A 26,235-nucleotide genomic window follows, 5' to 3' on the forward strand; every position below is an offset into this window, starting at 1 on the left:
TGGTTCGGACAGCAGCGGCGTAGCGCGTGGCGCGTAGCGAGGAGGCATCGGTGGCGGGGACCCCCGACAGGTCGAAGCAGCAGGAGTCGTCGGGAGGACCGATCCCGGAGGAACGGGACCCGAGGCTCGCGATGGCGAGGCAGTCGCCGGACCGGGTCGATCAGGCGACGGCGGTGTTCTCCGTCCGGGACGTTCCGGCGGCGACGGAATCGGGTTCGGGTTCGGGTTCGGCGGAGAATTCCCCGGCGGGCTCGGATTCGGATTCGGACGCGGATGCCTCCGCCGCGGGGGACTCGGGCTCGGCTTCCGGTTCGGAATCGGAATTGGCATCGGAGCCCGGGGCGGACTCGGAGCCCGAGGCGGGTTCCGGGGACGGTACGGAGCCGGGTTCCGGCGACGAGGCGGGCGACGCGCGCCTGCGTGCCGCTGTGGCGGCCTGGGTGTCCGGTCCGCGGGACGGCTCCGCCGACGGGCCCGAGGCGGCCGGTGACGGCGCCGCTGACGTGGCGGAGAGTGCCGCGGAGGCGTCCGAGGCGGACGAGCCGGAGGCGGCAGACACAGCGTCGGACGCGGCGGAGGACGACGGCGACGGCGATGACGCCGTGGCCGACGCCGCTGAGGACTCGGCCGACGCCGAGGCCACGGACGCCCGCGAGGGGTCCGGCGGCGACGACGCGGACGCCGAATCGGCTGACGCCCCCGAGGCAACCAGCGACGACGCCGAGCCGGCCGATGCCCCTGAGGCACCGGAAGCCGAGGCGCCCGACGCCGACGCGAAGCCGTCCGACGACGTGAAGGCTGACGCGGAGCCGTCCGACGATGCGAAGGCTGACGCGAAGCCGTCCGGCGAGGTCAAGGCGCCTGCCGACGCCGAGCCGTCCGACGACGTGAAGGCTGACGCCAAGCCGTCCGACGCGGCCAAGACGCCCGCCGACGCGAAGCCGTCCGGCGAGGTCAAGGCGCCCGCCGACGCCAAGTCGGCCGACGACGTGAAGGCTGACGCCAAGCCGTCCGACGATGCGAAGGCCGACGCCAAGCCGTCCGACGCGGCCAAGACGCCCGCCGACGCGAAGCCCGCCGGTGGCGATGCCAAGCCCCCCGTCGACCAGGCCACCGCCGTCTTCAAGGCCGTCAAGCCGCCCGTCGATCAGCCGACCCAGATGCTCAAGTCGCTCGGGTCCAAGCCCGCCGGTGCGGGCAAGGCCGAGTCCGATGCCGAGCGCACCAGCAAGTTCGTGCCCCTCAAGGGGCTCGACTCGGGCACCCCGGCCAAGCCCAAGGCGCAGCCCACCGCTCCGCCGCCCGCGAAGCCCTACGTCGGGCCCGAGCGCACCACCCAGCAGCCGCTCCCACCGCTGCCCCCGCTCGACCTCCTGGCCGAGCTCACGAACACGCCGCCGCCCGCGGAGACCCCGGTCCGCACAGCCGTGCGCAGGGTCAAGATCTGGACGCCGATCGTCCTGCTGCTCGCCGTCGTGTTTGCGGTCGTACAGGCTGTCCGACCGCTGCCCGCGCCCACGCTGGCGCTGACCGCCAAGTCGACGTTCGCGTTCGACGGGGACAAGGTCTCGCTGCCGTGGCCGGCCGAGGGCCAGGGCTCGATGGACGTCAGCGGCATCGGCTCGATGGACCGGTTCGGCGAGCAGAAGCCCGTACCGATCGGGTCCGTGGCCAAGGCCATGACGGCGTACGTCGTGCTCAAGGACCACCCTCTGCAGCCGGGCAAGGACGGTCCGTCCATCGACGTGGACGCGAAGGCGGAGAAGGAGGGCGGCTACGACTCCGAGGGCGAGTCGACGCTGAACACCGTCAAGGAGGGCGACAAGCTCAGCCAGAAGGACGCCCTTTCGGCCATCATGATTCCGTCCGCGAACAACGTCGCGCGGCTGCTGGCCCGTTGGGACGCCGGTTCCGAGGAGGCGTTCGTCAAGAAGATGAACGCCACCGCCAAGGACCTCGGCATGACCGGCACGACGTACACGGACCCGTCCGGGCTGAAGGAGACGACCGTCTCCACCGCTCAGGACCAGGTCAAGCTCGGCAACGAGCTGGTGAAGATCCAGGCACTGATGGACATCACCAAGCTGCCGACGTGGAAGGACCCGTCGGGCAAGACGTGGCAGAACTACAACCGCCTCGTCCCGTACAACAACGCGGTCGGCGTGAAGACCGGTTCGACGACCAAGGCCGGCGGCAACCTGCTCTTCGCCGCGACGAAGGACGCCGGCGGCGAGACCGTGACGGTCGTCGGCGCGATCCTCGGGCAGCACCGGGCGCCGATCATCGACACCGTGAACGCGGTCAGCAAGACGGCGATGCTCGCGGCGCAGGACGCCGTGAAGGCGTCGACGATCCTGAAGAAGGGCGACGTCGTCGGCTACGTGGACGACGGGCTCGGCGGCCAGACCCCGGTCGTGGTGACGAAGAACGTCTCGGCGGTCGGCTGGGCGGGCCTGACGGTGAAGCTGGAGCTGGCGGACGGCGCCAAGGGCGCAGCCATCCCGCACAGCGCGAAGGCCGGTACGCAGGTCGGCGAGCTGAAGGTCGGAGACGGTTCGGGCGGTGCGGTCACCGTCCCGGTCGCCCTCCAGAAGGACCTGGCCGAACCCGGCTTCGGCGAGAAGCTCACCCGCGTCGGCTGACCTACCGGCCGGCCCCACGCAGAAGCGCCCCCACGGCACACAGCCGTGGGGGCGCTTCCGTAGGAGGACCGCTCACTTCGTCTTCTGCGGCTCGCACTTGGGTGCCGTCTTGCCGGACGGCCCCCCGTACTGCGAGCTGATCCGGACGTCGCCCGGCTCCTTCACCGTCAGGCGCGTGAACTCGCCCTCCTCGCGCAGGCACCCGTTGTCCGCCCACAGCCACGGCGAGTACGCGATCCGCACGATGATCGAGCCGGCCTTCGGCATCCGTACGACGAGGTTGGCGCCGTCGGAGCGGGCCACCGAGCCGGGCGCGTCCACCAGCGGCACCGCGTTCTTCACGCGGTAGATCCGCCAGTTGGTGTCCTGCCACACCGATTCGAGGTAGTCCGGTTCACTGGACACCAGCTTGTGCTCCAGCTCCGCGGGGCCGTCAGGCTCGCCGTTGTAGACGACGACGAAGCCGACGGCCCACTCGGAGAGCCAGGCGTGGTACGAGGCGGAGGAGAAGGCGCCCTCGGGTACGTCGGTGCCGCCGTGTCCCTCGTAGAAGAGCCGCCCGCGCTCGACGTCGGCCTGCCGGTTCCAGCCGCGCGCCATGTTGATGTAGGGCGCGAGGACGGCCGCCTCGCGGTGGTCGCGGGCGGGGACGACCTCGACGCGGGTGCGTTCGGCGCCGAGCTTCTTGAGCGTGGAGACGACGCCGTCGGTCTTGATCGCCCACTCGGGGACCTCGGTGTTGGCGACGACATCGGCGATGGTCTTGCCGGACAGCCAGCCCAGGGAGAGGACGATGGCGACGATGCACATCACGCGCTGCCGGTGGGGCGGGAAGAACCCGCCGAGTCTGCCGTCGTAGCGGGGCCCGCGGTTCCGGTTCATCACGGCGGCGAGGAGCAGCGCGGGCCCCACGATCTCCGTGAGCCGCTCCACGTTCGTGCCGATCGGGGTGGCGATCAGATAGGTGAGCACCACGCCGAGCGCGTACACGCCGGTGCCGAGGCGTGCCACGCGCCAGGCGCGGGGCGCGCACAGCAGGACGACCGCGCACAGGATGAGGGGCGGGAAGATCCGCCCGAACGGCATGGGCTGTTCACCCTTGAACGGGAACAGCCAGGTCGTCACGCCCACGATGAGGACCGGCGGCAGGAGCAGCGACAGGGCCTTGCCCCACTGCCGGTCCAGGAGCCACGCGGCGCCGGCCACGACGAGGAAGAGCCCGGCGACGGGGCTCGCCATCGTGGACAGCGCGGCGCACACCGTGGCGATGACGACGCGCCGGCCGTTCATGTGCGCGAGGACGGCGCCGAGTCCGAAGGCCACGCCCAGCATGAACGTGGAGCGCCCCGACACGACCTGGCACCACAGCGAGAACCCGACCACGAGGGCCGGCCACAGAGGTCTTCGGATGCCGGTGCGCTCGACGATCGACGCGGCGAGCCAGGTGGACGAGACACCGGACAGGAGCGTGACGGGGACGACGCCGAACAGTGCCATCAGATAGGGCGAGATGAGGCTGTAGTTGGCGATGTGGAGGCCGCCGTACCAGAACAGGTTGTACGCGGAGCCCGGGTACATCTTGGCGAACTCGGCCCACGCCACCTGTGCCGCGAGGTCGCCGCCGCCGGTCGCGAGGAACGCCAGCCACAGGACGTGCAGCGGCAGTATGCAGGCGGTGACGAGCAGGGCGGTACGGTGCCGGCCGTGCCAGGGCTCGGGGATGTCCGGGGACCGGCGCGCGCGTGCGGCAGGGGGTGGAGACAGTTCGGCAGAGGCCACTGCGGCGTTCCGTTCCGGTCGGACGGGCAATTGTGTTCGGAAAGACGCTAGCCGTGGCCCGAGAGTTGGTTGACGCGCCCCTGATGTTTGCGGCAAATCTACGCAGTGCAGTCGGAGTCCGACGCCGCTAGCCGCCCGGCGACGCGCAGATGTCGTCCGGCGCGTGCACCCGTCCCGACCGGCCCGACGGTGTTCCGGCGATCTGGCTGCGGACGGTCTCCAGCTGCCCGAGGAGCGTGTCGAGCGTCCCCGTCCGCGGGTCCTGGAAGTACGTCAGGACGGCCCGGTAGAACGCGTCGCGCAGCACGGGCGGCATGACGTCCGACGCGTCGAAGCACAGGGTGTCCGCGTCGTGGGTCAGATACGAGGCGACGGCCCGGCCGGTCGGGTCGTCCGGTCGGGGGTCGGTCGCGTCGGGAAAGAAGGGCCGCAGGTGCGCGTCGGTGGACCGTGACCAGGTCTTACGGCCGTCCTCGCTGGTCAGGAGCGTCACAAGGTCCTGTGCCGCCGGGTTGTCGGTGAGCACGGCGGCCATGTCGCCCGACACCTCGTACGTGTCCTTGTACGCGGCCCGCCCGTGCAGGAACCGGGCGGCCGGCTCCACGCGCAGGGTGTTGTCGGCCATGGCGCCGGGGTAGAGGGAGCGGATGAAGGAGCCCTGGTGTTCGTGGGTGCAGCCCGGGAGGGAGCCGCCGAGGAGTCCGCGCTTGGGGGCGTTCGGGTGCTCGGGGTCGGGTGTGCCCTCGAACGACATGGTCAAGGAGCGTTCGACGGACTTCGGCGACCGTGGGCCGAGGATCTCGGACCAGGTCGTGAAGGCGCGGCGCACGGCCGGGTCGTGCTTCCAGTCGAGGCGGCCGGTGGCCCACCGCGTGTACGTGTCGGGGCCCGCCTGGTGGAGGAGGATGTCCTCGATCCAGTCGGTGCCGGGCCATCCGGAGGTGGCCTGCGCGGCCATGCCCACGCACCAGTCGGGCGCCTTGGTCCCGGTGGCGCGCTTGCTCCACACCACGCTCTTGAGGTTGACCCGCAGCGGCACCCAGTAGGTGCGGTGCCTGCCGTCGAGGGTGAGGGTGGGGGACCAGGGCGGGTAGCCGCGTTCGGCGGCCTGTGGGGACAGCGGTTCGAGTTTGCCTTCGGCCGCGTACTCGGTGAGCTCTCCGATGCTGTTGAGGATCGCGACGTCGGGCGGGGCGCCGGCCTCCAGCTGCGCGACGAGGGTCTCGCGCAGGGAGCGGGTGCCCTTGTAGACGTAGTGGTGACCGCTGCGGTGCGACAGGCGGGCGAGGGCGTCCTCGAACGCGGCGCCCTCGGGTCCGGTCCACGGCCCGAGCACGACGACGGTCCGGTGCGCGTCGCCGCCCGCGCAGCCGCCGGTGAGCGCGGCGAGGGCCAGCAGGCAGGCGGCGAGCGCGAGGCGGAGCACCCTGGACCGGCGCCTCATACGGCGGTCCCCGGGCGCCCCACGAGCAGATACTCGCGCCGGTAGGCGTGGAGGGTGACGCCGGTGACGGCGGCGACGAGCAGACCGGCGGGCGCCACCCAGGGGGCCACCCCGTCGACGGCGGCGAGCCGGCCGTCGTCCAGGACGTCGTCCATCAAGTCGGCGAGCGTGACGACGGCGGTGTCACCGGGCGGGTCGATGCGGTGCTCCTCGACGGCGACCTCGGTGGCCGGCGAGGTCACCGCGTACAGGCTGCGGGCGATCGGCACGGTGTCCTCCTGGGCGGTGTACGCGTACAGCCCGTCGAGGGCGATCGCGGGCACGGCGAGCAGCGGCAGCGCGGCGGCGAGGAGCGGCACGCTGGCCGAGATGCGGAAGCGGACCCGCAGGAAGCGCAGGGTGCGCCACAGGCCGGCGATCAGCAGCACGAACGCGAGGGCCGACACGGCGGCGGCGGTGACGGCGGCGGGACCGAGCGCGGCGCGCGCCTCCAGGCGGTCGCGCAGGGCGCGTTCGAGGTCCGAGATGCGGTCGACGACGGTCGTCGCCTCGCTGCCGGTGACGGGTGCGCAGCGGGGGTAGGTGGCGTAGCGGGCGGTGGCGGGTTCGTAGGGATCGCCGGGATCGGGTGAGCAGAGCATGCTCTGGGCGTACGAGAGTCCGGCCTTGCGCAGGGACTCGTCGGAGACGTTCGTCTGGGCCCAGGCGATCCAGCGCTCGTAGCCGTCGACGAGGCCCGAGACGACGTCGAGTTCCTGGCGCTCGGCGGCGGTCAGGGCGCCGCTGCGCGCGACCTGGCTGAGGTCCTGGGCGGCGCCGGTGATCCGGGAGCCGTAACGGGGGGTGAGCCCGCTCAGCTCGACGGCGTCCCCGGCGTCGAGGCTCACCTCGGCCTCCCGCTGGGCGATCCGCAGCGAGATCCGCGCGTCGGCCAGGTCGCGCAGCGCGGGTGCGATGTGGGTGCGGATCTCGGCGGAGTCGTCGCGCAGGGACGTGGCGGTGAAGCCGAGTCCGGCGAAGGCGACGGCGGCGAGGAGGGGGAGGGCGACGAGCCGGTCGTGGAGGTAGGCGCGGTTGCGGGGCGGGTCCGCGGCCCGTGGGCCCGGCCGGTCCGTGGCCCGCACCGGCGGGGCCCACGCGTACCGCCACAGCATGCGCGCGCCCTTGAGCGCGGCGCGGGCGAAACGCTTCGCCGACGCCCCTGCCCGCCGGGACCGCCCCCGGACGGACGTCACCGGTCCGCCGCCGGTCGCCGTCCGGTGGGCCAGGGCCGCAGGAAGGGCGGCCGGGACCGGGCCCGGCGGTGCCACAGCCCGAGGGGCCTGACCAAGTAGGCGCGGTCCAGGAGGCGTTCGGCGACGGCCTCGGCGTGCGGGCTGTCGGAGCGGGCGGCCTGCCGGGCGAGCGCCCGGTAGAACTGCGAGAGCTGACGCCTCAACGTGATGTCCTCGTCCGGGAATTCGAGCCGTCCGCCCACGTCCCGCGCGTCCTGGTCGCGCCGGGCCGCCGCCTCCGAGAGCCGCCCGAGCGCCTCGGCCCCCACCGTCCCGTCCGCCACGAGGCGCTGCGCGGCCTCCCACACCTCGGCCTTCATCCGTACGCGGGCCTGTTCGTCGGTGAGCCCGTGCTCGTTGAAGAGGCGGGCGAGCCTGGTGAGCGCGGTGCGCAGCCCGTCGGCCGTCGTCGCGTACCCGACGGCGACTCGCACCGTCGCGGTGCGCGCGCCGGTGCGGTGGCGCGAGTGCTGCGGCACCGCGTCGAGCGCCTCGATGGCATGCGCGTCGGGGGTGGCGCCCCCGAGCGCGAGGCGGGCCCGTGCCGCGCCGAACGCCGCGCTGCCGAGCGAGGGGTTGCGCAGCCGTACGGCCTCGTAGAAGGTCAGCGCCTCGTGCCAGTGGCCGAGCCGCTCGGCGCAGTGGCCGAGGGCGAGCTTGGGCGCGTACTCGCCGGGGATGGCGCCGTAGACCTGGTCGAAGTAGTCGCGCGCGGACGCCACGTCGCCGGAGGCGAGGTCGAGGAGGCCGCGGTGCCAGTCGATGCGCCAGTCGTGCCGGGACAGTTCGCGCCCGATGCCGTCGACCGCGCCGCGCAGCTCCTCGGCGGCGGACGCCAGGTCCGGCCCTTCGCCCTCCGCGCGTTCGGCCCGTACGGCGACGCGCAGCCGGAGCCTGCACCGCAGGAGCCGCACCTCGGGGGAGTCCCGCCAGTCACCGGTGTGCTGGAGGAGCGCGGCGGGGTCGGCGTCGGCGAGGCGGCTGAGGCCGTCGTGGTGGGCGTCGTGCGGGTCGGGGCGCGGCACGGGCAGACGGGCCGCGGCATCGGCGGCGGACGGCGGCTCGTGCAGCGGGGCGGGCGGGACGCCCCCGGCGGGCGTCGCCCACCGGGGCAGGACCGGCGCGACCCCGAGCGCTCCGTCCAGGGCGTACGGCGACTGCATGAAGAGCGGCGACGGCTCGAACGTCTCCTGCCCGGTCCGCAGTGATCGCAACTCCCGGAAGACACCGCGCAGTTGGTCCGCCATCTCGTCCGCGTCCGCGTACCGCTCGGCCGGTTCGGGGCGGGTGGCGCGGCGCAGGGCGCGGGCCAGCGAGACGAGGCCGAGGCCTTCCGGGGCCGGGGTCGTGGTCAGCGCGGCGGCCTGCGCCGTCACCGGGTCGCCGTCGTGCATCCGGTCCAGGGCGCCGAGTTCGGCCAGCGAGTGGGGTCCGAAGCCGAGTCCGCTCAGCGTGCGCAGCGTCTCGCCCAGGCTGAACAGGTCGTCGCGCGGGGCGGACGCGCCGGACAGGGCGGGCGGGGCGAGCGGCACGTTCGGCGCGCGGAAGCCCTCGGTCGTCAGGCCGGGCGCGCCTTCCTCGCGGATGGATCCCACGTCGATGACCTTGGTGGTGGCGCCGTCGTGCATCACGTTCTGCGGCTTCAGGTCGCCGTACACCTTGCGGGGTCCGGGCCGCGCGTGCAGATGGTCGAGTGCGGACAGGACGCGCAGCCCGTACGCGAGCACGAACTCGTGGAAGCGGGCGCCGCCGAACCGGTCCGGGTCGTGCAGGGCCAGTGCGCGGATCTCGTCGAGGTTGAGCCCGTCCACGTACGGCAGGACGAGGAAGGGGCCGACGCGGGCGTGGCGGCCGTAGTTGAAGACGGGGATGATCCCCTCGTGGTGGAGGTCGGCGAACGCCTGCCGCTCGTCCTCCAACGAGCCCAGTTTCGGGGCGAGTTGTTCAGGCCGCAGGGTCTTCAGGGCGACCTCGCGGTCGTCGACCTTCCTGTCGAGCGCGAGATATACGTCGCCCATGCCGCCGCGCCCGAGACGCCGTACGACCTGATACTGCCCGGCCAGTAACTCGCCCTGTTCCAGGGCGGCTTCGACGGGACCCTCGGCCCGGCCCCGGTCGTCGCGCGGCCTGACCTCGGGCAGCGCCGTCGGATCGGGCCCCTCGTCGGGCAGCGTGACCCAGGCGTCCCGCGGCCCGTCCGGAGGCGGCATGACGAACAGCGGACCGGAGGACGCCGTCATCGGCCGCCCCTGAATTCTCCGGTTGCTCCCGCGTCCCCCTGCATGCTGCCTCAGGATAGGGGCGCGGCGTCCGGATGGCGCCCGTGCGTAGGCCTCCGGCCTGATCGTGGAATGGAGGCCCCGGCCAGTGACGACGAGTACCGGCACCAGACCGTACGCCGCCCTGAACCCGGCCCTGATCCGCTCCAGTCTCGCGGTTGTGGAACGCCGGGCCGACGCGCTGACCAAGTACTTCTACGCCCATCTGTTCAAACACAACCCGGGTCTACGGGCCATGTTCCCGGAGCGCATGGAGGAACAGCGCGACCGCCTCTTCGCCGCGCTGACCACGGCGATCCTGAACCTGGAGGACACCGACGCCCTCGTCGGCCACCTGCGCACGCTCGGCTTCGACCACCGCAAGTTCGGGGCCCGCACCGAGCACTACCCGGCCGTCGGGCGCAGCCTGATAGCGACCCTGAAGTTCTTCTCGGGCAGCGCGTGGACGCCCAGGACGGAGGCCGCCTGGCGCGCGGCGTACGAACTCATCTCCAAGATCATGATCGCCGGAGCGGAGTCCGTGCCGGAGTCGGAACCGGCCTGGTGGAACGCGGAGGTGCTCCGCCACGAGCGCCGCGCCGAGGACATCGCCGTCCTCACCGTGCGCCCGGACCGGCCGTACCCCTTCGTACCGGGCCAGTACGCGACGCTGACGGCCCCCGAGGTGCCGCAGGTCTGGCGCCCCTACTCGATCGCGAACGCCCCGCGCGCCGACGGCACCCTCGACTTCCACATACGCCGCGTCGAGGGCGGCCTCCTGAGCGGCGCCCTGGTCGACGAGGTCGCCCCGGGAGGCACCGTCCGCCTCGGCCCGCCACTGGGCACGACGACGCTCCCGAAAGCCCCGCAGGGGGAGCTGCTCTTCGTCGCCGGGGGGACGGGCTGGGCGCAGATCAAGGCGCTGATCGAGGAGTTCGCCGTCCGCCGCGGCTCCGCGACCGCCACGGTGCTCATCGGCGCCCGCACGGAAGACGACGTGTACGACCGCGGCGTCCTGGAACTCCTCGGCGGCGCGCACCCGTGGCTGCGCCTGGCCGGCGCCCTGCCCGCGCGTGACCGGCCCGACGCGGACGCGACGCTCCTGCGGGAACTGACGCGTTACGCCACCGCGCAGAGCCTGCGCCACGCGCCCGCCGAGTGGCCGCACGTGTACGTCAGCGGCCCCCCGGCCATGGTCGACACGGTGGAGACCCAACTGGCCATGCTGCACCGCGTACCGCCCGACCGCGTCCACCACGACCCGTTGGCCCGCCACGACTCGGGCGAGCGCCCGGAGACGGCGGCGGAGTGGTTCCTGGTGAAGCGCCAGGTTCCTTGGATCCGGCCCCGTCCGTGACGGTACCGGCGGTGACGGCCTCGGCGGTGACGGTACCGGCGTGACCGGACCGGCCGTCAGAGGCAGTGGACAGGGATGCGCTGGACGAGGTTGTTGGCGAAGCCGCCGCGGTTCCACGGCTGGGTGAGCGGCTGGGTGCGGCCGGTGGCGTCGGTGGCGCGGGCGCCGAGGACGTGGCTGCCGGGCGCGGCGGTCCACGTGGCGTGCCAGTGGCGCCAGGCCGCCGCGTGCCCGTCCGACGGGTCGTCGTCCGCCGGGTCCAGCGTGGCGTCGCTCCACGTGGCGCCGTCGTCCGTGGTCACGTCGACCCTGGTCACGGGTCCGTACCCGGACCAGGCCCGGCCTTCGAGGAGTACCGGCCCCGGGCGGACGACGCGGGCCCGCGACATGAAGTCGGGGAACCCGGGCGGGATCATCAGGGCGCGCGGCAGGATCCGGGTGACGGGCTCGCCGGGATCGTCGGCATTCCAGCGGAAGCGGTACGCGACGGCCTGCTGGAACCCGTCGAAGGGGGCGTCGACGAGGGTGATCCCGCGCAGCCACTTCACATGCGCCATGCCGTACCAGCCGGGGACGACGAGCCGCAGCGGGTAGCCGTGCTGCGGGGGCAGCGGAGCGCCGTTCATCGCGTACGCGACGAGGACGTCACCCGCGGCCACCGCGACGGGCAGGCTGCGCCGGTAGTCCTGCTCGACGCCGCGCTCGACCCCGTGGTCGGCGCCGGTGAAGACGGCCTCGACGGCGCCGTCGTCCACCCCGGCCTCGTCGAGGAGGACGCGCAGCGGCACGCCGGTCCAGTCCGCGGTGCCGACCGCCTCGACCAGCCAGGGCTGGCTGACCGGCCGGGGCGTGAGCAGGGCGCGCCCGTTGCCCGCGCACTCCAGAGTGACGCGGCGGGTGACGGCGGGCAGGGACCTCAGGGCCGCCAGGTCGAGGGTCAGCGGCGTCCTGACCAGGCCGTCGACCGCGAGCCGCCAGTCGTCGGCGCTCGCGTCCGGGATGTCGTAGTGGACGAGGACGTAGTGCAGGCCGGGCGGGGTGACGTCGTAGCGGAGGGCTTCGAGGGGGAGGCCGTGATTACGTGCGGCGAGCGCGAGCTCATCGGGCGTGATGCCTTCGCCGGGGGCGGCGAGCCGGCCGGGACGACTGACGCCACCGAGACCGTCAGGTCCGTTCATGAGTTGGTCCGCTCCGTCCATGTCTTCATGGTGCTCCGCGATTGCGGGGCCTGCCGGGCGGGCGGATCCTTGAAGTGTCAGCCGGCGCTCGATGAGGTGTGTCCGTGGCTGACGGGGGTGCCCGCGCGCCGGCGCACGAACCGCTCACCGACGCCCGCCGAGAGGCGGGGAGACGGGACGGGGGGACAGCGGTCCGCCCAGCGATGCGTCCCGTCGAGGAGAGCGCCATGAACGAGACCGACACCGGTACCGATACCGGCACCCCTGCCCCGGACTCCACCGCCACGGACCCGACTGCCACGGACGTCGTCGGCCTGATGCGAACCGAGCTGCGTGGCCCGGTCATTGCGCAGGGCGACCCGGAGTACGACGAGGCGCGCAAGATCTACAACGGGATGATCGACCGGCAGCCGACCGCGATGGTGCGCTGCTCGGACGCGGCGGACGTCATGACGGCGGTCGACTTCATCCGCGACCACGGACTGGAACTCGCCGTCCGCGGCGGCGGCCACAGCGGCGGCGGCCTGTGCCTCGTCGACGACGCGATCACGATCGATCTGTCACCGATGCGCTGGGTGCGCGTGGACCCCGCGCAGAAGACGGCGTGGGTGGGCGGCGGCAGCCAACTGCGCGACCTGGACCACGCGGCGCACGCGTTCGGCCTGGGGATACCCGCCGGAATCATGTCGACGACCGGCATCGGCGGCCTGACCCTCGGTGGCGGCCACGGCCACCTGACGCGCAAGTACGGCCTGACGATCGACAGCCTCCTCGGCGTGGACATGGTCCTCGCGGACGGCAGCTTCGTCACGGCGAACGAGACCGAACACTCCGACCTGTTCTGGGCGGTGAGGGGTGGCGGCGGCAACTTCGGCATCGTCACCGCGTTCAAGTTCCAGCTGCATCCGGTGCACACGGTGGGCGTCGCGCTGACACTGTGGCCGGTCGAGAAGACACGTGAAGTCCTGGAGTGGTACCGGGAGTTCCTGCCGCAGGCACCCGAGGACCTGAACGGCTTCTTCGCCGTGCTGGCCGTGCCGCCGGGACCGCCCTTCCCCGAGGAGATCCACGGCAAGAAGATGTGCGGGGTGGTGTGGTGCTGGACGGGAGACCTGGCCCGCACGGACGAGGCGATCGCGGCGGTGGAGGAAGCGGGCCCGCCCGCCTTCCGGTTCACGGCACCGATGCCGTACCCGGCGCTGCAGACCATGTTCGACGAGATGCTCCCCAAGGGCCTGCAGTGGTACTGGCGCGGCGACTTCTTCGACCGCATCACGGACGAGGCGATCGACGTACACGTCAAGTTCGCCGAGAACCTCCCCACCGCGCTGTCGACGATGCACCTCTACCCGGTGAACGCGGCCGCGGCCCGGGTCTCCGAGGACGCGACGGCCTGGGGCTACCGGGAAGCGGTCTGGTCGGGCGTCATCGCGGGGATCGACCCGGACCCGGCGAACGCGGATGTGGTCAAGCAGTGGGCGAGGGCGTACTGGCACGACCTGCACCCGTACTCGATGGGCGGCGCCTACGTGAACTACATCGGCGAGGACGAGCACCAGGACCGCGTCCAGGCGACGTACCGCCACAACTACGACCGCCTGGCGGAGGTCAAGCGCAAGTACGACCCGAACAACCTGTTCCACGCCAACCAGAACATCGAGCCGGCGGTGGGGAAGGCCGCGTAGGAACTTGGGATCGCGGCTCGATGACCGGACGGGTCACCGTCGCCCGGGGCCGTCGGTGCATTGCGCCCGGTGGCCGTGCTCCCCGCGGATCAGGGGCTGCGCGGGGCCGGGCCGGCGCTCTCGGCGTCGAGGGCCTGGCGTAGCGCGCAGACGTAGCTGGGCAGTACCTTGCGACCGGAGTTCGGGGGACCGGCGCCCCGGACACCGTCGGGCAACTGCTCGTGGCTGACGAGGAATTCGGGCCGCAGAGCCGGCGCCGCCAGGACCGCCTGCCGCCGGACGGGGCCGAGCGGCAGCGGCGTACCGCCGCGCCAGGCACGCACCGGCCCGAGCACGGTGAGCCGAACCGCCCGACGAGAGCCGTCGCCGACCCGCAGCCTCCGCTCCACGCTCACCGAGCGCCCGATCCGCGCATCATCAGAATTTCATCGGCATTGCAGCGTGTGCCGCGATGGTTTGCAAGTGCCCATCGATCTCCGGGAGTTCACCGGCGGTCGGGGTGCGCTGGACCGGCGGCGGCCGTAGCCGGGGAACGGCCGCCGCCCCTGCGGAAGGAGCGGAACATGCAAGCAGCGAGCAGCCCTGTGGAGCGCATGCTGAAAGGACGCGGACTCTTCCTCAGCGTGGAACGGAGCGACGCCGCCGAGGTGGTGTACGTCTGCGTGGACGACGGCCTTCCCGGCGGCTACCCGGTCGGCTACGTCATCTCGTCCCGCACGGGAACCTGGAGCGCCTACGCACGGGTCCGCCCCGGCCGGATCTTCACCACGGACGAGATCTCCTCGGGCCTGGAGAGCGTCGACGAAGCGGTACGCGCGGTGGTCGCCCACGCCCGCTACGAGGACGTCCTGACCGCGTGAAGCAGGGGAACCGCCTCACGTCCGATGACCGGGGGTGAACTCCTGCCCCGGCATCCCCAGCAGAACGAGATCGTGACGGCGACTGCCGTGGAGCACTCGATCGCGCAGCCGCCCCTTCTCGACGAACCCGAGCCGGCGTTGAAAGACGAGCTGACCAAGACGCGGCGACGGCGGGGGCCCGCACAGCCGATGGCCAACTACTGCCAATCGCCTCTCAGATGGGGGCTCGCCTGCTCGGCCATGGGCCGTTTCACGGGCCGGCAGCGCGCAGCGCCCAGGCGACCTACGTACGGATTGGCAAGAGCCGGCCACCTGGGCAAGTCTTCCCAGCGACCCAGGTGGGCCCCGCAATCGGCGCGCAGGTTCTGCATGTACGCCGCGTGCCGGGTCGAGTCCTGATCGATCCCGGTGCCGGACACGTAGGCCGGCTCGCTCACGCGGTCGGGAGGCTCCAGCGCGTACTGCAATGCCAGTTGAGCGCCCCACGAGTGACCCAGCAGCGCCATCCGCGCCCAGCGTCAATGCCGCTTCGCGCCTCGGTGGGGTTGACCGCTGGTGACCGTGGTTCTCCGCCGCAGATGGTGCGGAGGTGGTGCGACGTCGTGCGCGTTTCTGAGAGAAGGAAGTCGCCTCCGACGCTTCTCTGCCCATACTCCATGCGGGTGGTGTGGGCTCTGGGGCGTCACCGTCGAAGAGGGACGGCGTCAGGGGGGACGTCATGGCTCGGGCCTGACCGCCGACCGCTGACCTGCGGAATTGAGCAGACTTCCACTCAAGATGCTGGAGAGGGTATGTGCTACTAACGTGAAGTCTGTGAGAGTCGCAACCGGGGGCACGCCCGGGCGGAATTCCGGAAAGACCGGAACCAATGAGCGGCGGGACGTGCTCCCACTCAGGACTGTGACCTCTGCGAACCGCACCGTATGGCTTGCATGCGCTGTGGCCACCCGCCTTCGATTCTCGGTGGCGGAAGGAAAGGTAGAGACTCATGCGCGCACCTCATATCAAGCGTCCCCTCGCTGTAGCCGCCGCCGGTGTGATGCTGGCTGGTGGCGCCGCTGTTGGTGCCGCAGGGGTGGCTGCGGCCGCCCCTGCCCACACGGCCTCCGCGGCCAGCCACTCCTACGACCGGTGCGGCTGGTGGGATGACTGCTACGACAACGGCTACGGCTATGGCTACGACAACGGGTACGGCTACGGCTACGCCAACGGGTACGGCTACGACAACGGCTACGGCTACGCCAACGGTTACGGTGGCGTAGCCATCGTCGTGGTGGGCGTACCCGGTGGATACGGCGGATACGGCGGATACGGCGGATACTGAGCCACCCGCGTTGATGTCAGACCTGGATGTCAAAGGCCACCTACCAAGATCGGTAGGTGGCCTTTTGGCTGGTGCCCCCGGCAGGATCCGAACCTGCGACACCCCGCTTTAGGAGCGAGGAGCGAGGAGCGAGGAGCGAGGTGAGGCGACTGCGGCTCTGACGTGCGAAACCTGCCGCGAGTACGACCTCACCGAGCTGGGCCCACCCAGGGGCCGGTAGCGCTTGAGTGTCGTCTGTTCCGGCAGCCCGAGCCGTTTCGCCGCCCGGCGTCGCTCCCGGATTTCTGCAGTCGACCGCGGCTGGTAGCCGGGACCGCCACAACCGCATGAGTGGAACGTGAGGTATCCGCGCACTCGCTCTGATTCGTCGTCAATCTGCAGGCAATCCACGTACAGCCCGGAGAATCGATCACGAGCAGACAGGTGCACACCTCACCGCCTTGAGCAGCGTCACGCCAGGCGCGACGGGCAACGACGCCTCTTGCCCGCTCGGTTCGTCCAGCAGCTTCGTGATTTGTACGGCTGTAGGAGTGATCAAAGCGTGAATGACGTTACGCTCCGATCCTTTTTGCGCACTGTTCTTCAGGTGTCTGCCCGATCTGGGGCAGAGCAGCGGAGGAGAACATATGAGGAACGTCCAGAAGCTTGCAGCGGTGGCCGTGGCCACCTGCGGAATCCTCTTCGCCGGCATCGGCGCGGCCAGCGCTGACACCGGTAACGGGGGGGACAACATCCCCGTACTCAGCAACATCAACACGCTCAACTGGGACGATTCGCCCTTCTGCGGAATTCAGGTCAAGACCAAGCACAGCGAGCAGAAGACGTCCTGTCCGGTAGTGCACAACGAGGGCAGCTCTAACAGCCCCGTCTACATCGTCACCTTCAAGTCTTGATCTTCCATAGCGGTCCGGCGGTTCGCCCGCCGGACCGCTTGGCTTGTCGGGGCGTTGGCAGGCAGGTGAGCGATCCGGCTGTTGTGTCGGGTGGGCTCCCAGGGCTTCGGCATGGTTCGGCCCCGCATTTTTGATCACGTCAGGCCGAGAGGGGCCGGGGGGGGCGGGCTTGGTCCGACCGCCCCAGCCACGACGTGTTCTGACCTCGTGCTCCGTGGGCCCGCCCGGAGGATGATCTATCAGCACATGGTCAGCGGTCGTGACCGGGAGATCGCCGACCGGCTCGGATCGATGATCCGCAAGGCGCGAGGTGACGCGGACTCGTAGCGGACCTTGGGGCACGTGTGTGGCACGGCCGCGATCATGACGAAGGGCCAGTTCGAGAGGATCAAGCCTCCGAACTGGCCCTTCTGTCGGTGCCCCCGGCAGGATTCGAACCTGCGACACCCGCTTTAGGAGAGCGGTGCTCTATCCCCTGAGCTACGAAGGCGTGCGACCACTGACAGGGTAGCGGATGCGATCGTCGGGGCTCGCTCGTGTTTCGCGGTCCGGGCCGAGGACGGTTCCGGGGCGCGTCGAGGTGGCCGACGCAGGAGGACTCGCGGAAATCTCCGGATCCCCCTGTGGCACGCGTCACCGGCGACGTAGCGTCCGTAACGCCTGCGGATCGTGAACGCCTGTAGATCGTGTCCGGCCAGTTGGAAGGGGCCTTGTCCATGGAGCCGCAACCCGCCGACCCCGCTGTCGACCTGCTCACCTCACCCGGTGCACCCTTCGCCGTCGTACGCAGCGAGAGCGGTGGGCTCGAGTACGCCGACGGGCCGCGGACCCTGCGTGAGTTCGTCGAGACGACCTGGGCCTACGGGGACACGCCCTTCCTGATCGCCGGGAGCGGGCGGCTCACCTACGGGGAGTTCTTCGCCGAGGCGTCCGCTCTCGCCCGCCGGTTCGTGGACGTGTACGGACTGCGGCCCGGCGACCGCGCCGTGGTCGCCATGCGCAACCACCCCGAGTGGCAGATCGCCTTCTGGGCCGCCCAGCTGGCGGGCCTGGTCGCCGTTCCGCTGAACGCCTGGTGGACCGCCGGCGAGTTCACGTACGCCCTCGACGACTGCGAGCCAGGCGTGCTCCTCGTCGACGGCGAGCGGCTGGAGCGCGTCCAGCCGTGGCTGGAGGAGAGGGAGGGGGTGGGTCGGCCTTGGACCCTTGTCTTCCATCACGACGGCGACCTCCCCGGCGACCGCGTCGAGCGGTACGAGGACCTGCCCGCCGCCGATCCCGCGCTCGGGCCGCCCGACATCGACGTAACACCCGACGACGACGCCACCATCATCTACACCTCCGGGACGACCGGGCGGCCCAAGGGGGCCGTCGCCACGCACCGCGCACATGTCGGTGCCATCGCCAACCCCCGTTATTTCGCGGCGCTTTCGGCTCTGCGGCGCGGGCAGATTCCCGGGCAGGGGCCCGCGCCCGTCGCGCTGCTCACCTTCCCCTTCTTCCATGTCGCCGCGTTCACCGGGTTCTACGCGGCGATGGCGGCGGGCGGCACGCTCGTCCTGCTGCGCAAGTGGGACGCGGTCAAGGCGCTCCAGGCGATCCGGGAGCACGGGATCACCAACTACGGCGGTGTGCCCGCGACCGCGCTGCAACTCCTGGAAGCCGCCGAGGCCGCGGGCGACGAGATGCCGACGCTCGCCATGTTCAACACCGGGGGCGCGGCCGCGCGGCCCGACCTGGTGGCCCGGCTCACCGAGCGGTTCGGGGAGCGCGTGGAGCCCCGTAACGGATACGGGCTCACCGAGACGCTCGGCGGGGTCACCGCCAACTTCGGTGCGGAGTACCGGGCCCACCCGGAGAGCGTGGGCAGGCCCGCGCCCGCCGTGGAGGTGCGGGTCGCCGGGCCCGGCGGCGAGGCTGTCGCCGACGGCGAGGTGGGGGAGCTGTGGCTGCGCGGGCAGTCGGTGATCCGTGGGTACTGGCGCGACGAGGCGGCGACGGCCGCGGCGTTCGCGCCGGACGGCTGGTTCAGAACCGGGGATCTGGCGACGCTGCGGGACGGGCGGGTCAGCGTGGTCGACCGGATCAAGGACATGGTGATCCGGGGTGGCGAGAACGTGTACTGCGTGGAGGTGGAGGCCGTCCTGCACGACCATCCGGACGTCCTCGACGCGGCGGTGCTCGGCGTGCCGCACCCCGTGCTCGGCGAGGAGGTCGCCGCGGTCGTGCAGGTGCGGCCCGGGTCGGAGCTGGACGCCGACGCGGTCAGGGCGCACGTCGCTAAGTCGCTCGCGGCGTTCAAGGTCCCGGCGCACGTGCTCCTGCGGGACGCCCCGCTCCCGCGCAACGCCACGGGCAAGCTCCTGAAGCGGGAACTGCGCGGGCCGGTGGGGGAGGCCGTCCGCCCGGCGCCGGGTACCCCGGCTGCCCCCGCCTAGGCCAGGTCACTTCCGCGTGACCAGCACCCGGTAGTCCCCCTTCGGATCCGTCCCCGCGATCTTGATCTTCACCCCGGTCCTGGGGTCCTTGAAGGTCTCGCCGGGGGTGAAGGCGGCGTCGGAGAGTTCCGCGTGGACGTTCGGGCTGCGGGTGCAGCCGCCGCTGTCCTTGGTGGCGTCCTCGACGGTGATCGGGCCGTCGCCGGTGTCGACTCCGGCGTCGACCCGGTAGATGAGGACGCCGGGCCGGCACACGGCCTCGTCGTTGCCCGCGCGCGTGCGGACCTCGATCGCGTACCCGGTCTTGGCGGTGAGCGGTACGAAGGTGAGCTTCAGGCCACCCCGGCGGCCGAGCGGGGAGAGTACGTGCTCGCTCGTGCCGTGCGCCGACGCGCAGCTGATCTGGTCGTCCCCGAGCCAGCCGAGCTTCCACTTGTGCCAGCCGAGGAGGTCGTTGTCGGCCCCCCAGTCCTCGCTCATGATGTCCCAGTGGCCGACGGCGCCGCCGCCGTCCTGGGTGTAGAGGTCGGGCAGGCCGAAGGTGTGGCCGTTCTCGTGGGGGAGTACGCGGTAGCCGGTCTCGGCGTACGAACCGGAGCCGTCGTCCTGGCGGCTGTAGACGAACGACGCGTTGGCGATCGGGACGCCGTCGGCGATCGGCGCATCGTGGTTGCCGGCGAACGTCACGGACAGCACCGTGTCCAGGGCCGAGGGGCCGGCGTTCGGGGTGACCAGGATGTTGACCAGGTCGTAGTCGCGGAAGTCCACGTCCGGGTCGGCCTTGGCCACGATGTCGTCGATGAGGTCGCGGTAGCCGGGGTCGAAGGGCGCCCCCCGTTCTATCCCGTACGCGGCGAACGTCTTCGGCATGTGCAGCCAGTGCCGGATCGGCGCCTCCGGGCGGTAGTCGAGCTTCCCGTACGACGCGGTGCGGAACCAGTCCTGGGTCTGCGGGAAGAACTCGCCGAGGCGGTCGAGCGCGGTGCCCTGGCCGCGGGCGTCGGGGAAGTCGACCATGAGGTTCAGAGCGTGGACGGTGCCCGTGGAGCGGGCGTAACCCGCCTGTGTGGGCATGCTCTCCGACATCTGTACGGCCACTGGGCCCTGGATCATGCAGGGGTTCAGCGCGGCCGGCCGGGACAGGGACGTGGAGCCCGAGCTGGACGTGGACGGGGACTGTTCCATGAAGCGGCCCGTACTCGCAGAGGTGGTGACGGCGAGGGCCACGGCGGCGAGCCCCGCGAGCCCCGCGCTGCGCCGGGCCCTGCGTATGCGGTGCCGCAATGAGATCGCCTCGCCCTCGGTCCCCGGCAGCTCCGGGAGCGGGCTGCGTCCTTCGATCACCCTGTGACGGGGTGTGCCGGGTCGCTCGCTGGGTGCGCCGATCGTGGGGTTTTTCGAAGGCGTGACTCAGGTCACACGAATGGCGGGAAATAACCGGGGACACCTTCCCCGTTTAGCCCTACGTCCGCACGAAACGGGGAGCGACTCCCCGGAACTTGCAGGCAACGGAGAATGACCGCAACGTCCGCCGGAAGGAGCCAGAATCGTGAGCGCCGCAGCCACCACCGCACCCGCGACGGGAAAGCGCGTGCCCAAGCCGCGTGCCGACGCCCTGCGCAACCGGGAGCGGATCGTCGCCGCCGCCCGCGAGATGGTCGTCGAGTTCGGGGCCGAGGTGCCGATCGACGAGATCGCCCGCCGCGCGGGCGTCGGCAACGCCACGGTCTACCGGCACTTCGCGGACCGGGCCGACCTGCTCCGGCACGTCGTCCTCTCCGTCATGGACAGCGTCACCGAACACGCCGAACGGGCGCTCGCCGTCGCGGACGCCGATCCGGACGCGTCCTTCGGCGCCCTGCGCACGTTCGTGCACGCGGCCGCCGACGAGCGGATCGGCGCCCTGTGCCCGATGCTCACGGCCGGCTTCGACAAGGACCATCCCGATCTGCTGGCCGCCCGCGACCGGCTCGAGGCCGGCACCGAGGGCCTCATGGAGCGGGCCCGCGCGGCCGGTCAGCTGCGCACCGACATCGCCGTCGGGGATCTGATGGTCGCCCTCTCCCAGCTCACCCGGCCGCTGCCCGGCATCGCCTGCCTGGACATCGACCGCTTCGTCCACCGTCATCTGCAGCTGTTCCTCGACGGCCTGATGGCACCGGCCCGCTCGGAGCTTCCGGGAGCGCCCGCGACTCTGGAGGACCTCCGGCAGGCCTGATCCATCCCGCGCCCCGCCGTCGCCGGCTCGTCGGCGGAGCCCACAAGCATCCTCAGCAGCTTCCGTAACACCCGATATTTCACGCTTATTTGAGACTTGGAGTGCCGTCGTGGCTACCCCCTTGCCAAAAATAGATCTGCCCAAGGCAGACCCCATGCGCTGGAAGGCGCTCGTCTTCATCGCGCTCGCCCAGTTGATGGTCGTGCTCGACGCGACCATCGTGAACATCGCGCTGCCGTGGGCCCAGCAGGACCTCGGCATCTCCGACGGAAACAAGCAGTGGGTCATCACGGCCTACGCGCTCGCCTTCGGCGGACTGCTCCTGTTCGGCGGCCGGATCGCCGACATGTGGGGCCGTAAGCGGACCTTCGTCACCGGCCTGCTCGGCTTCGCCTTCGCGTCCGCGCTCGGCGGCGCGGCCCAGGGCGAGGCGATGATGCTCGGCGCCCGCGCCCTCCAGGGCGTGTTCGGCGCGCTGCTCGCGCCCGCCGCGCTCTCCCTGCTCGCGGTGATGTTCACCGACGCCAAGGAGCGCGCCAAGGCGTTCGGCATCTACGGTGCGATCGCCGGTGGCGGCGGCGCCGTCGGCCTGATCCTCGGCGGCTTCCTCACCGAGTACCTGGACTGGCGCTGGACGTTCTTCGTGAACATCCCGTTCGCGATCGTCGCGGCCGCGGGCGCCTACTTCGTCATCCGTGAGCCGGCCGGCTCCCGCAACCGCTCGTCGCTCGACATCCCGGGCGTCGTCCTGTCGACCCTCGGCCTGGTCTCCCTCGTGTACGGCTTCACGCGCGCCGAGTCCAACGGCTGGTCCGACGCCACGACGGTCGGCATGTTCGTGGCCTCCGCCGTGCTGCTGCTCGCGTTCGTGTTCACCGAGTCCAGGGTCCGCTCGCCGCTGCTGCCGCTGCGCGTCCTGCTCGACCGCAACCGCGGCGGCGTCTACATGTCGCTCGGTCTCGCCGTCATCTCGATGTTCGGCCTGTTCCTCTTCCTGACGTACTACCTCCAGGTCGTACGCGGATACTCGCCGGTGACCACCGGCTTCGCGTTCCTGCCGATGATCGTCGGCATGATCACGGGCTCCACGCAGATCGGCGCCCGGCTGATGACCCGGGTCCGCCCGCGGCTGCTCATGGGTCCCGGCTTCCTGCTCGCCGCGCTCGGCATGCTGATCCTGACGCAGCTGGAGATCGACTCCTCGTACCCGTTCCTGATCCTGCCGGCGCAGCTGCTGCTCGGCCTCGGTATGGGTACGGCGTTCATGCCCGCCATGTCCCTGGCCACGCACGGTGTCGAGCCGCGTGACGCCGGTGTCGCCTCCGCGATGGTCAACACCTCGCAGCAGGTCGGCGGCGCGATCGGCACGGCCCTGCTGAACACGATCGCCGCGTCGGCGACCACCGCCTACGTCGCCGCGCACGCGGCCGGCGCCACCAACCCCAAGCTCCTCCAGGCGCAGGCCATGGTGAACGGCTACACCCACGCCATCTGGTGGGCCGTCGGCATCCTGGCCGCGGCGGCGACGATCGCCCTCACCCTCATCAACACGGGTGTCCCGGGCAGCGCCGCCCCGAAGGCCTCCGGCTCCACGGAGGGCGCTCAGGACGAGGTGCAGATCCCGGTGATCGCGCACTGACCCCGTAGAAGACGCAGGGCACTACCGGAGCCAGGGGAGATCCGCCCCCGCCTCCTTCGGCTGAAGTCCCTCGGCGACGATCCTCATGATCTCGCCGAGGGACTTCTGCTGTTCCGGGGAGAGGCGGTCGAAGAGCGCCTGCCGGACGGCGCTGACATGACCGGGCGCCGTCCGCGTCAGGACCTCGTACCCCTCGTCCGTGAGGCACGCCAGCTGGCCGCGCTTGTCGGAGGGGCAGTCCTCGCGGCGCACCCAGCCGTTCTTCTCCAGGCGCGCGACGGCGTGGGAGAGGCGGGAGCGGGTGATCTTCGCGTTCATGGCCAGCTCGGTCATGCGCAGACGCCGGCGCGGCGCCTCGGAGAGCTGGACGAGCAGCCCGTAGTAGATGTGCGGCATGCCCGCGTCCCGCTGGAGTTGGCGGTCGAGGTGGTCCTCCAGCAGCGTGGTCGCATGGAGATACGCCTGCCAGGTGCGCTGTTCCTCGTCCGAGAGCCAGCGAGGGGCTTGGGTGCGTGCCGTCGTCATGGGTTCCACTGTACGTACCTCCTTCTTGAAGATTAAACAACCCGGAGCTACCCTGTTGGCATAGCTTGAGACTTCAAGCAATCCAGGGTCACGTCATCCAGGAGTGTCGCCATGCGTATGCCCGCCCTCTATCTCAGCCACGGCGCGCCGCCGCTCGCCGACGACGACCTGTGGACCGGCCAGCTCGCCGCGTGGTCGGCCGAACTGCCGCGCCCCAGGGCGATCCTGATGGTCTCCGCGCACTGGGAGGAGGCCCCGCTCGCCCTCGGCGCCACCGAGACCGTGCCGCTCGTGTACGACTTCTGGGGCTTCCCCGAGCACTACTACCAGGTGCGGTACGAGGCCCCCGGCGCCCCCGAACTGGCGGATTCCGTACGGAAGCTGCTGCGCGGGCCCGGCACCCCCGTCCAGGACATCCCGGACCGCGGCCTCGACCACGGCGCGTACGTCCCGCTCGTCGAGATGTACCCCGGGGCCGACATCCCGGTCCTGCAGATCTCCATGCCGACGCTCGACCCGCAGAAGCTGATGGACATCGGACGCAAGCTCGCGCCGCTGCGTGACGAAGGGGTCCTGATCGTCGGCTCGGGCTTCTTCACGCACAACCTCGCCGCGCTGCGGCAGGGCGGGATCCCGGCCTGGTCGGCGGAGTTCGACGACTGGGGGCACCGCGCCCTGGAGAGCGGCGACGTGGACGGTCTGCTCGACTTCACCCACAAGTCCCCGGCGGGTGCGCTGGCGCACCCTCGGACCGAACACTTCGCGCCACTGTTCGTGGCGATGGGGGCGGCGGACCAGGCCGGTGAGCTGGACGCGCAGCGGAGCGTGATCGACGGGTTCTGGATGGGGCTGGCGAAGCGGTCGGTGCAGTTCGGTCGGTGAGTGGCCGGGTCAAGGGCTGCGGGGGCTGGTCGCGCGGTTCCCCGCGCCCCTTCGGGGGCTCCTCCGAACCCGGGCCGACAGGCGCACTCACCCGCGCCGCTCAGACCCCGTTCAGCGGCTTCTCGTACCAGGTCACGTCCCAGTAGCGGTCGAACTTGCGGCCGACCTCGCGGTACGTGCCGACGTGGGTGAAGCCGAATCGGGCGTGCAGGCGGGCCGAGGCCTCGTTCGGCTGGGTGATGCCCGCATACGCGCGGTGGACGTCCTGGTCCGCGAGCGCCTTGAAGAGCGCGTCGTAGAGCAGGGTGCCGATGCCGCGGCCGCCCGAGTCGGGCGCGCAGTAGACGCTGACCTCCACCGAGGTGTCGTACGCCGCCTTCGCGCGGAAGGGGCCCGAGGTCGCGTAGCCGAGGATGCGGCCGGAATCGCGCTCCTGGGCAACCAGCAGCAGGTGCCGGCCGTCTTCAAGGTGGGAGAGCAGCCAAGGACGGCGCTCCTGCGGGGTGAAGACGGCCGTGTCAAAGGTGATCGGCGTCTCACGCACATAGTGGTTGTAGAGGTCGGTGAGAGCGTCGAGATCCGCTTCGCCGCCCGGCCTGACCAGCACTTCTGTGGACTCCGTCACGCTGTGGGCCTCCCCGTATCCGGCCGGTGGTGGCACAGGGTACTGCATGATCACGAAAATCGATGGTCAGCTTGGGAATTCTGTCCGGATTCCAGTCGTTGTTTCCATCGGATGCAGGGCACCCGGGAGGGTGTGCCACACCACAGGACCACAGGACCTGTCCACCGCAGGCCCCCGCCCACCATCGCAAGGGAGCACGCATGGCAACCCGTGCCGTCGCCCGTCGTAAGTCCGCCGTCTCCGGCGAGACCGACGGCGGACGCAGTGTTCGCGCCGTAGGCGGCGAGATCGCCGACCGCGACCTGGTCGGCATGTACCTCGACGAGATCGCGCGTACACCGCTGCTGGACGCTGCCAAGGAAGTCGAACTTTCCCAGACCATCGAGGCGGGCGTGTACGCCCGGCAGATCCTCGGCGGCGAGGCGGAGAGCGAAGCCGCGGGCAAGGCGTCCCGCGAGGAACTCGAAGCGCTCGTCGCCGCGGGTGAGCGGGCCAAGGACGTCTTCATCAAGTCCAATCTGCGCCTGGTCGTGGCCGTCGCGCGGCGATACCCGAGGAGCGGTCTCCCGCTCCTCGACCTCATCCAGGAGGGGAACGCGGGCCTGGTGCGCGCGGTCGAGAAGTTCGACTACCGCAAGGGCTTCAAGTTCTCCACGTACGCGACGTGGTGGATCCGGCAGGCCATCACGCGCTCGATAGCCGACCAGTCGCGCACGATCCGGCTCCCCGTCCACCTGGTGGAGGAGCTGGGGCGCATCCGGCGCGTGCAGCGCGAGTTCAACCGGAAGAACGGGCGGGATCCCGAGCCCGAGGAGATCGCCGCCGAGCTCGAATCCAAGCCCGCGCGCGTCGTCGACGTCCTGGACTGGGCCCGCGACCCGGTCTCGCTGAACATGCCGGTGGACGACGAGGGCGAGACCCAGTTCGGCGACCTCCTGGAGGACACGTCCGCCGTGTCGCCCGAGCAGTCCGTCCTCACGCTGCTGCGCAGCGAGGAGCTGGACGACCTCATCGGACGCCTCGACCAGCGCACGGCGTCCATCATCAAGATGCGGTACGGGATCGACGACGGCCGTGAGCGCACGCTCACGGAGGTCGGCAAGGAGCACGGGCTGACCCGCGAGCGGATCCGGCAGATCGAGAAGCACGCTCTTCTCGAGCTGAAGAAGCTGGCTCGGGACACCGGGTTCGATGCCGCCGCGTGAGGTTCCGGG

Annotated in this window: 21 protein-coding genes and 1 tRNA gene; 12 read left to right on the top strand and 10 right to left on the bottom strand. The window is 71.2% G+C overall.

Annotated features, from left to right (window positions below):
* Nucleotides 1-323 precede the first annotated feature (323 nt).
* The gene (locus OG758_RS28160; RefSeq protein ID WP_442810351.1) at nucleotides 324-2,642 is read left to right on the top strand and encodes a D-alanyl-D-alanine carboxypeptidase; all 2,319 of its coding nucleotides are present in this window, start codon (nucleotides 324-326) and stop codon (nucleotides 2,640-2,642) included.
* 72 nt (nucleotides 2,643-2,714) lie between these two features.
* On the opposite strand, the gene OG758_RS28165 is transcribed toward OG758_RS28160, so the two are convergent.
* The 4 genes from OG758_RS28165 to OG758_RS28180 all read right to left on the bottom strand — a co-directional run bounded on the left by OG758_RS28165 (nucleotide 2,715) and on the right by OG758_RS28180 (nucleotide 9,379).
* Nucleotides 2,715-4,421 carry a hypothetical protein gene (locus OG758_RS28165; protein WP_442810352.1) on the bottom strand — a complete coding sequence of 569 codons (1,707 nt, stop codon included), beginning with the start codon at nucleotides 4,419-4,421 and terminating at the stop codon, nucleotides 2,715-2,717.
* Nucleotides 4,422-4,548: 127 nt separating this feature from the next.
* Entirely contained in the window at nucleotides 4,549-5,865 is a 1,317-nt protein-coding gene (locus OG758_RS28170) for an extracellular solute-binding protein (protein ID WP_326712508.1), read from the bottom strand.
* Entirely contained in the window at nucleotides 5,862-7,100 is a 1,239-nt protein-coding gene (locus OG758_RS28175) for a hypothetical protein (protein ID WP_326712509.1), read from the bottom strand. The genes OG758_RS28170 and OG758_RS28175 overlap by 4 nt, the downstream gene beginning before the upstream one ends.
* On the bottom strand, nucleotides 7,097-9,379 hold the full coding sequence (locus OG758_RS28180) for a serine/threonine protein kinase (protein WP_326712510.1): 2,283 nt from the start codon (nucleotides 9,377-9,379) through the stop codon (nucleotides 7,097-7,099). The genes OG758_RS28175 and OG758_RS28180 overlap by 4 nt, the downstream gene beginning before the upstream one ends.
* A 127-nt stretch (nucleotides 9,380-9,506) precedes the next feature.
* Between OG758_RS28180 and OG758_RS28185 the strand changes: the two genes are divergently transcribed.
* Entirely contained in the window at nucleotides 9,507-10,754 is a 1,248-nt protein-coding gene (locus tag OG758_RS28185; RefSeq protein ID WP_326712511.1) for a globin domain-containing protein, read from the top strand.
* A gap of 56 nt (nucleotides 10,755-10,810) precedes the next feature.
* Here OG758_RS28185 and OG758_RS28190 read toward each other — a convergent pair whose 3' ends face one another.
* Nucleotides 10,811-11,932, bottom strand: coding sequence for a sulfite oxidase (locus OG758_RS28190; protein ID WP_326712512.1), 1,122 nt, complete (start codon nucleotides 11,930-11,932; stop codon nucleotides 10,811-10,813).
* A 317-nt stretch (nucleotides 11,933-12,249) separates the two neighbouring features.
* Here OG758_RS28190 and OG758_RS28195 point away from each other — a divergent pair, with 317 nt between their 5' ends.
* Nucleotides 12,250-13,617, top strand: coding sequence for an FAD-binding oxidoreductase (locus OG758_RS28195; RefSeq protein WP_326716057.1), 1,368 nt, complete (start codon nucleotides 12,250-12,252; stop codon nucleotides 13,615-13,617).
* A gap of 89 nt (nucleotides 13,618-13,706) precedes the next feature.
* Here OG758_RS28195 and OG758_RS28200 read toward each other — a convergent pair whose 3' ends face one another.
* Nucleotides 13,707-14,012: an AfsR/SARP family transcriptional regulator gene (locus tag OG758_RS28200; protein WP_326712513.1), complete on the bottom strand. Its 306-nt coding sequence runs from the start codon at nucleotides 14,010-14,012 to the stop codon at nucleotides 13,707-13,709.
* Nucleotides 14,013-14,180: 168 nt separating this feature from the next.
* On the opposite strand from OG758_RS28200, the gene OG758_RS28205 reads away from it, so the two are divergent.
* From OG758_RS28205 to OG758_RS28220, 4 genes are all read left to right on the top strand, one after another.
* Nucleotides 14,181-14,477, top strand: coding sequence for a hypothetical protein (locus tag OG758_RS28205; protein WP_326712514.1), 297 nt, complete (start codon nucleotides 14,181-14,183; stop codon nucleotides 14,475-14,477).
* A gap of 988 nt (nucleotides 14,478-15,465) precedes the next feature.
* Nucleotides 15,466-15,801: a hypothetical protein gene (locus tag OG758_RS28210; RefSeq protein WP_326712515.1), complete on the top strand. Its 336-nt coding sequence runs from the start codon at nucleotides 15,466-15,468 to the stop codon at nucleotides 15,799-15,801.
* Nucleotides 15,802-16,427: 626 nt separating this feature from the next.
* Nucleotides 16,428-16,694, top strand: a complete 267-nt coding sequence (locus OG758_RS28215; protein ID WP_326712516.1) for a hypothetical protein — start codon at nucleotides 16,428-16,430, stop codon at nucleotides 16,692-16,694.
* Between the two features lie 231 nt (nucleotides 16,695-16,925).
* Nucleotides 16,926-17,021 (top strand): integrase, encoded by a 96-nt coding sequence (locus OG758_RS28220; protein ID WP_326712517.1) that lies wholly within the window; start codon nucleotides 16,926-16,928, stop codon nucleotides 17,019-17,021.
* A 90-nt stretch (nucleotides 17,022-17,111) separates the two neighbouring features.
* Here the strand turns inward: OG758_RS28220 and OG758_RS28225 are convergent.
* Nucleotides 17,112-17,184, bottom strand: a tRNA-Arg gene (locus OG758_RS28225).
* Nucleotides 17,185-17,410: 226 nt separating this feature from the next.
* Here OG758_RS28225 and OG758_RS28230 point away from each other — a divergent pair.
* Nucleotides 17,411-19,132 (top strand): class I adenylate-forming enzyme family protein, encoded by a 1,722-nt coding sequence (locus OG758_RS28230; RefSeq protein WP_326712518.1) that lies wholly within the window; start codon nucleotides 17,411-17,413, stop codon nucleotides 19,130-19,132.
* Between the two features lie 6 nt (nucleotides 19,133-19,138).
* Here OG758_RS28230 and OG758_RS28235 read toward each other — a convergent pair whose 3' ends face one another.
* Entirely contained in the window at nucleotides 19,139-20,416 is a 1,278-nt protein-coding gene (locus tag OG758_RS28235) for a M6 family metalloprotease domain-containing protein (protein ID WP_326716058.1), read from the bottom strand.
* A gap of 262 nt (nucleotides 20,417-20,678) precedes the next feature.
* Here OG758_RS28235 and OG758_RS28240 point away from each other — a divergent pair, with 262 nt between their 5' ends.
* Nucleotides 20,679-21,350, top strand: coding sequence for a TetR/AcrR family transcriptional regulator (locus OG758_RS28240; protein WP_326716059.1), 672 nt, complete (start codon nucleotides 20,679-20,681; stop codon nucleotides 21,348-21,350).
* Nucleotides 21,351-21,504: 154 nt separating this feature from the next.
* A complete protein-coding gene (locus OG758_RS28245; RefSeq protein WP_326712519.1) occupies nucleotides 21,505-22,989 on the top strand; it encodes an MFS transporter in 1,485 nt (494 codons plus the stop codon).
* 21 nt (nucleotides 22,990-23,010) lie between these two features.
* Here the strand turns inward: OG758_RS28245 and OG758_RS28250 are convergent, their stop codons facing one another.
* Nucleotides 23,011-23,523 (bottom strand): MarR family winged helix-turn-helix transcriptional regulator, encoded by a 513-nt coding sequence (locus OG758_RS28250; RefSeq protein WP_326712520.1) that lies wholly within the window; start codon nucleotides 23,521-23,523, stop codon nucleotides 23,011-23,013.
* Between the two features lie 102 nt (nucleotides 23,524-23,625).
* Between OG758_RS28250 and OG758_RS28255 the strand changes: the two genes are divergently transcribed.
* On the top strand, nucleotides 23,626-24,396 hold the full coding sequence (locus OG758_RS28255) for a dioxygenase family protein (protein ID WP_326712521.1): 771 nt from the start codon (nucleotides 23,626-23,628) through the stop codon (nucleotides 24,394-24,396).
* 100 nt (nucleotides 24,397-24,496) lie between these two features.
* On the opposite strand, the gene OG758_RS28260 is transcribed toward OG758_RS28255, so the two are convergent.
* Nucleotides 24,497-25,069, bottom strand: coding sequence for a GNAT family N-acetyltransferase (locus tag OG758_RS28260; RefSeq protein WP_382060638.1), 573 nt, complete (start codon nucleotides 25,067-25,069; stop codon nucleotides 24,497-24,499).
* A 152-nt stretch (nucleotides 25,070-25,221) separates the two neighbouring features.
* Here OG758_RS28260 and OG758_RS28265 point away from each other — a divergent pair, with 152 nt between their 5' ends.
* Nucleotides 25,222-26,226: a sigma-70 family RNA polymerase sigma factor gene (locus tag OG758_RS28265; protein ID WP_326712523.1), complete on the top strand. Its 1,005-nt coding sequence runs from the start codon at nucleotides 25,222-25,224 to the stop codon at nucleotides 26,224-26,226.
* Nucleotides 26,227-26,235 lie beyond the last annotated feature (9 nt).

The organism is Streptomyces sp. NBC_01474 (genome assembly GCF_035918215.1).
Taxonomy (GTDB): Bacteria; Actinomycetota; Actinomycetes; order Streptomycetales; family Streptomycetaceae; genus Streptomyces; species Streptomyces aureus.